This is a genomic window from Rhodoferax sp. (assembly GCF_025354435.1).
In the GTDB taxonomy this organism is placed as follows: domain Bacteria; phylum Pseudomonadota; class Gammaproteobacteria; order Burkholderiales; family Burkholderiaceae_C; genus Rhodoferax_B.
In genome coordinates this window covers 1-8,519 of sequence record NZ_JANXMU010000061.1, presented here as the reverse complement: position 1 = coordinate 8,519, position 8,519 = coordinate 1, and the positions used below count along the sequence as shown (strand labels likewise).

General features: G+C 61.8%; 10 protein-coding genes. 9 read left to right on the top strand and 1 reads right to left on the bottom strand.

All coding sequences use genetic code 11. The annotated features are described in order from the left end of the window. Positions 1–498 precede the first annotated feature (498 nt). The 9 genes from Q0T48_RS16340 (at position 499) to Q0T48_RS16300 (ending at position 8,276) form a co-directional block, all read left to right on the top strand. Complete coding sequence (locus Q0T48_RS16340; protein ID WP_366888062.1) at positions 499–1,437, top strand: AraC family transcriptional regulator; 939 nt, start codon at positions 499–501, stop codon at positions 1,435–1,437. A 63-nt stretch (positions 1,438–1,500) separates the two neighbouring features. Next, positions 1,501–2,790: an anthranilate 1,2-dioxygenase large subunit AndAc gene (gene andAc / locus Q0T48_RS16335; RefSeq protein ID WP_295958217.1), complete on the top strand. Its 1,290-nt coding sequence runs from the start codon at positions 1,501–1,503 to the stop codon at positions 2,788–2,790. A gap of 14 nt (positions 2,791–2,804) precedes the next feature. After that, positions 2,805–3,287 (top strand): anthranilate 1,2-dioxygenase small subunit AndAd, encoded by a 483-nt coding sequence (gene andAd / locus Q0T48_RS16330; protein ID WP_295958215.1) that lies wholly within the window; start codon positions 2,805–2,807, stop codon positions 3,285–3,287. Positions 3,288–3,298: 11 nt separating this feature from the next. Next, positions 3,299–3,637 carry an anthranilate 1,2-dioxygenase ferredoxin subunit AndAb gene (andAb, locus tag Q0T48_RS16325; protein ID WP_295958212.1) on the top strand — a complete coding sequence of 113 codons (339 nt, stop codon included), beginning with the start codon at positions 3,299–3,301 and terminating at the stop codon, positions 3,635–3,637. A gap of 58 nt (positions 3,638–3,695) precedes the next feature. Then, on the top strand, positions 3,696–4,892 hold the full coding sequence (locus Q0T48_RS16320; protein WP_295958210.1) for an ABC transporter substrate-binding protein: 1,197 nt from the start codon (positions 3,696–3,698) through the stop codon (positions 4,890–4,892). A 24-nt stretch (positions 4,893–4,916) separates the two neighbouring features. After that, complete coding sequence (locus tag Q0T48_RS16315; protein WP_295958206.1) at positions 4,917–5,837, top strand: branched-chain amino acid ABC transporter permease; 921 nt, start codon at positions 4,917–4,919, stop codon at positions 5,835–5,837. 6 nt (positions 5,838–5,843) lie between these two features. Then, on the top strand, positions 5,844–6,806 hold the full coding sequence (locus Q0T48_RS16310) for a branched-chain amino acid ABC transporter permease (protein ID WP_295958203.1): 963 nt from the start codon (positions 5,844–5,846) through the stop codon (positions 6,804–6,806). Continuing rightward, positions 6,803–7,555 (top strand): ABC transporter ATP-binding protein, encoded by a 753-nt coding sequence (locus Q0T48_RS16305; RefSeq protein WP_295958200.1) that lies wholly within the window; start codon positions 6,803–6,805, stop codon positions 7,553–7,555. The genes Q0T48_RS16310 and Q0T48_RS16305 overlap by 4 nt, the downstream gene beginning before the upstream one ends. 1 nt (position 7,556) lies before the next feature. Then, positions 7,557–8,276 carry an ABC transporter ATP-binding protein gene (locus Q0T48_RS16300; protein WP_295958197.1) on the top strand — a complete coding sequence of 240 codons (720 nt, stop codon included), beginning with the start codon at positions 7,557–7,559 and terminating at the stop codon, positions 8,274–8,276. Here the strand turns inward: Q0T48_RS16300 and Q0T48_RS16295 are convergent. After that, on the bottom strand, positions 8,266–8,519 hold a 254-nt coding region (locus Q0T48_RS16295; RefSeq protein ID WP_295958193.1), incomplete at its 5' end, for a hypothetical protein. The two genes, Q0T48_RS16300 and Q0T48_RS16295, sit on opposite strands and share 11 nt — an antisense overlap.

Genomic DNA, 8,519 nt, shown 5'->3' with positions numbered 1-8,519 from the left:
TTTGCGGTGCTGGGCGAATCCCGCTTCTTGGTCGGCGGCCAGGGCCAGGGTGTGTTGCTTCATCTTTGTCGCCTTGTGAGGGATGACAATACCAATGCAAGTCACGCGCCAGGTCGGGACTTATTCAGCGTTGCCTTAAATCATTGACGATGTCGAATAGTTTTATCCAAATAAACCATTGGATAGATTGGGTTGGTTTGGTTACGCTCTCTGCAAATCGACCACTGCATCGCCCATGATCTGTCTACATAGCATCCAGCATATGGGCGGACCCGCTGCACCGCTGGTGCGGGGTCAAGCCGTGGGGTTGGACCACAAGGGCATGCGCATCATGACAATGCGGTAAGGTTCAATCGGTATAGAACTTGCTGTGAATGGCTGGGCTAAAAGCCCCACAGTATTTCCACGATAAGGTCTACATTCCCGATGCTGTCCGCTGGTGTGTCTCTTGATGTCTCCCCTTTGGTGAAGCGTTGCGTCTTCCGCTCCAGTGCGCGCGTGGCTACGCACCACCAAGTGGCGGGTGAATTTTCAGACCACGATTTGCAGTGGTGCCGGGGCAATGTGGATACCGCTTTGTTCAAGACCAAAGTGCAACAGTTGCAGATATTCATGCTGCAATATGGTGCAGAGGTGGAGATACGGCCCCGCCCGTTTGGCGACTTTGTGTTGGTGCATTTGTCTTTGGCAGGCACCGCCGACATTGAGTCGGATGGTCGCCGTGTGCATTTGCGCCCTGGTGCCGCTGCCATATTGGCGCCGCGGCGCAATTTGCACATGCGCTGGCAGCAGGGTGCTCGCCAGTTCATCTTGAAGGTACCCCAGGCTTTGCTTTCGGGCGGTGGATTTTCGTGCCAGCCGGTGCAGCAGCTGTCCGACATGCAAGGGCTGCAGTGGCAGTTTTTGATGCAATCGCTGTTGCATGTCACCAACTTGCCGTCTGATAACGCTGCCCACAGCGTGTGGGTAGACCACCTGGAGCGCAACGTGGCTTTGTTTTTGTCGTCCCGTCCAGGTACGCCGGCCGCGCCCGAAACTTTGGCCGATACGGCTTGCGGCAGCGATCTGCAGCGCTTGGACAAGCTCGAATCCTATATGCGCAGCCGCCTGTGCGCACCGATTGCGTTGGAGGACTTGGCCCGTGCGGCGGGCATTAGCGTGCGGTCGTTGACCATGCTGTGCCAGCGCCGCCATGCGCAGTCGCCGATGGTGCTATTGCGCAATATGCGTCTGGATGCCGTAAATGCCCGATTGACGGCGCAGCCCGGGGCTGCCGTGACCGACATCGCTTTTGAATACGGTTTTGGCCATCTGGGGCGCTTTTCCCAGTACTACGCCAAGCGCTTTGGCGAACTGCCCCGCCACACTTCGCATACGGGTGCACAGATGTTCGTGTTGCCAGAAACGGATAAGTCCAGCCGCATCTCTGCCATTTGAGGATAGCCCGGTCGTGGGGCCGCTTCTAGCATTGGGACATCACCAATCCAGAGGTCACGCCCCATGTCCGATGCCACTTTAGAAGTCCCGATAGCGGTTCATCCCCGTGCCGACAAGGCCCCGCAGCGACCGGTTCTGTTCCCCCAGCCGGACGGCTCTCAGGTGCCTTACCAGGTGTTCAGCTCGCAAGAGGTATACGAGCGCGAACAAGAGCGCATTTTTCGTGGCCCGATCTGGAGTTTTCTGGGCCTGGAAGCCGAGATTCCAAACGTGGGCGACTTCAAATCTACTTTCATCGGCGATACGCCGGTGGTGGTGACCCGCACGGCCGAGGGCCTGTCTTGCTGGGTGAACCGCTGCGCCCACCGCGGTGCCATGGTGTGCCGCGAAAAGCGCGGCAATGCCGCTAGCCATACCTGCGTCTACCACCAGTGGAGCTTTGCCGCGAATGGTGACCTGCAAGGTGTGCCGTTTCGCCGTGGACAAAAAGGCATGGTGGGTATGCCCAAAGATTTCAAGACCGAAGAACACAACCTGCACAAGCTGCGCGTGGACAGCTACAAAGGCCTGCTGTTTGCCACTTTCCGCGACGACACGCCGCCGCTACCCGACTACATTGGCGCCGAGATGCGGCCCTGGATCGACCGCATCTTCCACAAGCCCATCGTCTACCTGGGTTGCACGCGCCAGTATTCCAAATCCAACTGGAAGCTGTACTTCGAGAACGTCAAAGACCCCTACCACGCCAGCCTGCTGCACCTGTTCCATACCACCTTCAATATCTTCCGCGTTGGCATGAAGGCGCGCTCGATTCCCGATGCCACGCACGGCCTGCACAGCATCATCACCGTTACCAAACCAGACGTAGAAACCGATACCGCAGCGGCTTACAGCCAGCAGAACATCCGCTCCATGGACGAGGGCTTTGCGCTGGAAGATCCGGCCTTACTGGGCCAGATCCAGGAGTTCGACGAGATGACCACCAACCACATCCAGCCGATTTTTCCGCAGTTGGTGGTGCAGCAGATCCACAACACGCTGGTGGCACGCCAACTGCTGCCCAAAGGGCCCGGCAACTTCGAGCTGGTGTTCCATTTCTTTGGCTATGCCGACGATACGCCCGAGATGCGCGAGTTGCGCATGCTGCAGGCCAATCTGGTCGGGCCGGCCGGCTACATCTCGATGGAGGACACCGAGGCCACCGAGCTGGTGCAACGCGGCACAGTGCGCGATGGTGACCAGCATTCCTACATTGCCATGGCCCGTGAAGCCCCGGAGCAGATCGATACGGTCATCACTGAAAACCTGATCCGCCGCTTCTGGGTCGGCTACCAGAAGCTGATGTCGTACTGAGCCAAGGAACCACCATGAACACACAAGAACGCCTCCAGCTCTGGACCGAACTGCTCGAACTGCAACACCGCTATGTCAGCGTGCTGGACAACAACCGCCTCGAAGAATGGCCGGGTTTCTTCGTCGAAGACTGCCGTTACGAAATCATCCCCAAGGAAAATTTCGATGCGGGCTTTCCCGTGCCCATCATCTACTGCCGCAATGCGGGCATGCTGCGCGACCGTGTGCTGTCGCTGCGCAACGCCAACATCTATGAAGACCATGTGTACCGCCACGCCACCTCGGGCCTAGTGATCAAAAAATATGCGGATGGCGAGGTCACCACCGAATCTAGCTACATCGTCGTCATCACCAGCCAGGCGGGCGAATCCAGCGTCTACCAGGCGGGCAACTACCTCGATGAAGTGGTCCAGCAGGACGGCGAATGGCGCTACCGCAGCAAGCGCGTGGTCTACGACACCTTGCGCGTTCCCACCTTGTTAGCCACCCCCATCTGAGAGCGCGAAATATGCAAGCAAACCAAGACACTGCAGCGGCGGCATGGCACGACGTGGGCGAGCCCGATGATTTCCCGGACGGTGCCGTGTGGCCGGTGGTGGCCGACGGACTGGCCGTGGCCGTATTCCGCCAGGGCGATGCGCTGTTTGCGCTGTACGACCTGTGCACCCATGGTGCGGCTAAATTGTCCGATGGTTACGTGGAAGACGGCTGTGTGGAATGCCCCTTACATCAGGGTACTTTCGACATCCAGACCGGTGCGCCCTGCAAGGCCCCTGCGACCGAAGCGGTGCGGACCTTCCCGGTGCGCGTCGTGGCCGGTCGGGTCGAGGTGGCAGTGGCTGTGTAAAGCCCTGTAACCTCTCCACTGCTTGTTGGCATTTACCCCATTTGACTAAGGATTGACCATGACGTGCTCCGTTTCGAGAAATTCCCGCCTGCACCGGGCGGCCCTGACCCTGGTGGCCTTGGCCTGTGTGCTGGCACCCGCCTGGGCCGCGCCGGTGAAGGTCGGTATCGCGCTGGATGTGTCCGGTCCGTTTGCAGGCCCCGGCGCGGAAGCCCGCGACGGCTTCAATCTGGCCATCAAGCTGCTGGGCGGTAAATTGGGTGGCCAGCCGGTGGAGTTCGTCCAGACCGATATGGCGGGTAGCCCCGACCAGGCCAAGCAGTTGGTAGATCGGTTTGTGCAGCGCGAAAAAATTGACCTGTTCACCGGCCCCATCGCCTCCAATGTGGCGCTGGCCGTGGCCCCCACCTTGTTTGCAGCCAAGGTGCCGTATTTGTCGAACAACGCGGGCCCCAGCCAGTTTGCCGGTGCCCAGTGCAATGCCTTCTTCTTCGGCACGGCCTACCAGAACGACCAGTTCCACGAGGCAGCAGGCAAGTTTGCCGATGACCAGAAGTTTGGCCGTATGGTGCTGATCGCCCCCAACTACCCTGCGGGCAAGGATGCCCTGACCGGTTTTAAACGCAAGTACAAAGGCGTGGTGGCCGATGAGATGTACACCAAGTTGGGCCAGATCGACTACGCCACCGAGCTGGCCCAACTGCGTGCCGCCAAGCCGCAAGCGCTGTACTTCTTTCTGCCCGGAGCCATGGGCATCAACTTCATCAAGCAGTTTGTCGGTGCCGGTTTGTCCAAAGACATCACCCTGGTGACCAGCGGCTTCTCGGCCGATGAAGATGTGATTGCGGCCGTGGGCGACCCGATGCTGGGCCTGTTCAATACCTCGCACTGGGCTTACGACCTGGACAACGCCGCCAACAAGGCCTTCGTGGCAGCCTTCCGCAAGGAGTATGGCGGTCGTCTGCCTTCGCTGTACGCCGCCCAGGCGTTTGATGTGATCGCCGCGATGGACGCGGCGGTGAAGGCCGTGGGTGGCAACGTGGCCGACCGCGAAGCGCTGTCCAAGGCCTTGGCCAAGGCCCAGTACGCCTCGGTGCGCGGCAGCTTTAAATACGCCAACAACCACTATCCGGTAGAGAACTTCTACCTGCGCACCATTGGCAAAAACGCCGAGGGCCGCGTCACCAACAAGACCATCAAAACCCTGCTGGAAAACTATGGCGACAGCTATGCCGCCCAGTGCCCTTTGAAATAAGCCGCAACGGCCAGGTTCCTCGCGATGAATCCTATTTTGGTTATCGAGCAGTTGCTCAACGGCGCGGGCTACGGGCTCATGCTCTTTTTGATCGCCGCCGGGCTGACGTTGGTGTTCGGCATCATGGATGTGATGAACCTGGCACATGGCTCGCTGTTCATGGTGGGTGCCTATGTGGCGGCCCAGGTCCATGTGCACAGCGGCTCCTTTGTGGGCGCAGTGCTGGTGGCCGTGGTGGTGACGGTGTTGGTGGCCGTACTGCTGGAGCTGACGCTGATGCGCCGCCTCTACGGACGTGACCACCTGGCCCAGGTGCTGGCGACCTTTGGCGTGATTTTGGTGGCCGACGACCTGGTGAAGATGGTCTGGGGCCCGTCGCCAGTGATGGCGCCCACCCCAGCGCTGTTGAGCGGCCCGATCGAGCTGTTTGCCGGCTTGCCCTATCCGTCCTACCGCCTGGTGGTGCTGTCTGCGGGCGTGCTGGTGGCGCTGCTGCTGTATGGGCTGGTGAACCACAGCCGCATGGGCATGCTGGTGCGGGCCGGTGCCTCGGACCGCTGGATGGCCGAGCTGATGGGCGTGCGCGTCAAGCGCGTGTTCAGTGGCGTGTTCGCCCTGGGTGCCGCATTGGCGGCGCTGGCGGGGGCGCTGATGGGGCCGATCATGGCGGTGCAGGTGGGCATGGGTGAATCCATCCTGATCCCGGCGCTGGTGGTGATTGTGATTGGCGGCATTGGCTCGGTGCGCGGTGCGTTCGTGGCCAGTCTGCTGGTGGGTTTGGTGGACACCATTGGCCGGGCCTTCCTGCCCTTGTTGCTGCGGGCCACCTTGCCGCCCGCACTGGCTGCCGATGTGGGGCCGCTATTTTCTGAAGTGGCGATGTACGCCTTGATGGCGGTCGTGCTGAGCTTTCGCCCTGCAGGTCTATTTTCTGCAAAGGCCTGAACGGGTATGACGAACAACTTATCTTTCTCCTGGCCGCGCGCGCTGCTTCCTGCGGTGGTGTTGCTGGTGTTGGCCCTGTTCCCCTGGGTTGCCAGCCAGTTCGGGCTGGACTTCTACATCGGTTTTGTACGGCGGATTCTGGTGTTTGCGCTGGCCGCGGCCAGCCTGAACTTCATCATGGGCTATGGCGGCATGGTGGCGCTGGGGCACGCAGGGTTTCTGGGTGTCGGTGCCTACACCGTGGTGGCTTTGACCGAGGCGGGCGTTACCTCGGCCTGGATCGTCTGGCTGGTGGCGATGCTGTTTGCCGCGTTGGCGGCGGCGCTGGTGGGCGCGGTGTCGCTGCGCACCAAGGGCGTGTACTTCATCATGATCACCCTGGCATTTGCCCAGATGCTGTACTTTGTGTTCGTCTCGCTGCGCAGCTATGGCGGTGACGACGGCTACACCCTGGCCATGCGCCCCCTCTTGGGGCTGGGCCTGAACCCCATGGACGAGTCCACCCTGTACTGGGTGGTACTGGCCATCGTGGCGGTGGCCCTGTGGTGGCTTGACCGCGCCACCGGCTCACGCTTCGGCATGGCATTGGCGGGCATCCGCGACAACGAAACCCGCATGCGGGCGCTGGGCTATCCGGTGTACCGGCTGCAACTGGTGGCGTTCTCACTGGCTGGCGGCATGGCCGGGCTGGCGGGTGCGCTGCTGGTCACGGGCAACAGCTTTGTCAGCCCGTCGAGCATGCACTGGACGCAGTCCGCCACGCTCATCGTGATGGTGGTGATTGGCGGCCTGGGACGGCGCTGGGGCGGGCCGGTGGGCGCCGCCGTGTGGTTGGTGCTGGAAGAGGTGCTGAAGTTGAATACCGACTACTGGCATCTGCCACTGGGCCTGCTGCTGATCGCCACCGCCTTGTACGCCCCCAAGGGCTTGGCTGCGCTGCTGGAATGGCGCGCGGGGAGGATCGTATGAGCTTGTTCCAAGTACAAGGCCTGGTGAAGCGCTTCGGCGGTCTGCTGGCCACCGACCATGTCAGCCTGGAGGTGGCCGCAGGCGAAATCCACGCCCTGATCGGCCCCAACGGCGCAGGCAAGACCACCCTGGTCAACCAGATCTCGGGCCTGTTGCAGCCCGACGCAGGCCGCGTGCTGCTGGACGGCATCGACCTGACACCTTTGTCCATGCACCGCCGGGTGGCCATGGGCTTGACGCGCTGCTTCCAGGTAACGCGCATCTTTCCGCTGCAGAGTGTGCGCGACAACTTGCTGCTGGCGGTGCAGGCGCAGGCCGGCTCCAGCTTCCGATTTTTGCAGCCGCGTAGCCAGGCCCGCGGCCTGTATGCCGCTGCCGACCAGTTGGCTGAGCGCGTCGGCCTGCAGCACAGCCTGGACCGCATCGCCGGGGCCCTGCCACACGGCGCGCAGCGCACGCTGGACGTGGCACTGGCCTTGGCCGCCAGCCCGAAGCTGCTGCTGCTGGACGAGCCCATGGCCGGCATGGGTCCGGACGAATCCGCGCAGATGGTGACGCTGATTGCCACGCTGCGCAAAGACATGGCAGTGCTGCTGATCGAGCACGACATGGACGCGGTGTTCCGCCTGGCGGACCGCATCTCGGTGCTGGTGTACGGCAAGGTGCTGACCGTGGGCACGCCCGAGCAGATACGCAACAACCCCGAAGTCCAGGCGGTCTATCTGGGCACTGAAACTCTGGAGTCCTGAGATGGCTATTTCCGACGCGCTATTGCATTGCAGTGCCATCGAAGCGGGCTACGGCGCGAGCCAGGTGCTGTTTGGCATCGACCTGCAGATCCAGGCGGGCGAAGTCGTGTCGCTGCTGGGCCGCAACGGCATGGGCAAGAGCACCACCATCAAGACCATCGTCGGGGCCTTGAAGCCGACCGCGGGCGACATCCAGTTTGCCGGTCAGTCGGTACGCGGTCTGAAAGCCGATGCGATTGCACGGCTGGGCCTTGCCATCGTGCCCGAGGGGCGGCATGTGTTTCCCAACCTCACGGTGCGCGAGCACCTGCTGGCCTTTGCCGACAACCGCAACGGTCTGCGCGACAGCTGGACCCTGGAGCGCATTTACGCCACTTTTCCCCGGCTGAAAGAGCGCGAGAGCAACCTGGGCAACCAGCTCTCGGGCGGCGAGCAGCAGATGCTGGCCATTGGCCGTGCGCTGTCTACCAATCCGCGCTTGCTGATCCTGGACGAGGCCACCGAAGGCTTGGCCCCCGTGATCCGCGAAGAAGTCTGGCGCTGCCTGGCCACGCTGAAGGCGGCTGGGCAAACCATTCTGGTGGTGGACAAATACGTGCACCGCCTGGTCGGCCTGGCGGACCGCCACGCCATTCTGGAGCGCGGGCGCGTGGTGTGGCAGGGCGACTCGGCTGCACTCAATGCCGACCGCAGCCTCTGGTCCCGTTACCTCACTGTTTAACAACACCTTCTAAAGGCCAACCCATGCTGGATATTGCCGAAGACCGGCCGGTCGCAGCCGCGCTGCGCGCCCATGCCGTCACCTTGTTCCCCAGCGGGAGCTGTTTTAAGGCAACGCTGAATAAGTCCCGACCTGGCGCGTGACTTGCATTGGTATTGTCATCCCTCACAAGGCGACAAAGATGAAGCAACACACCCTGGCCCTGGCCGCCGACCAAGAAGCGGGATTCGCCCAGCACCGCAA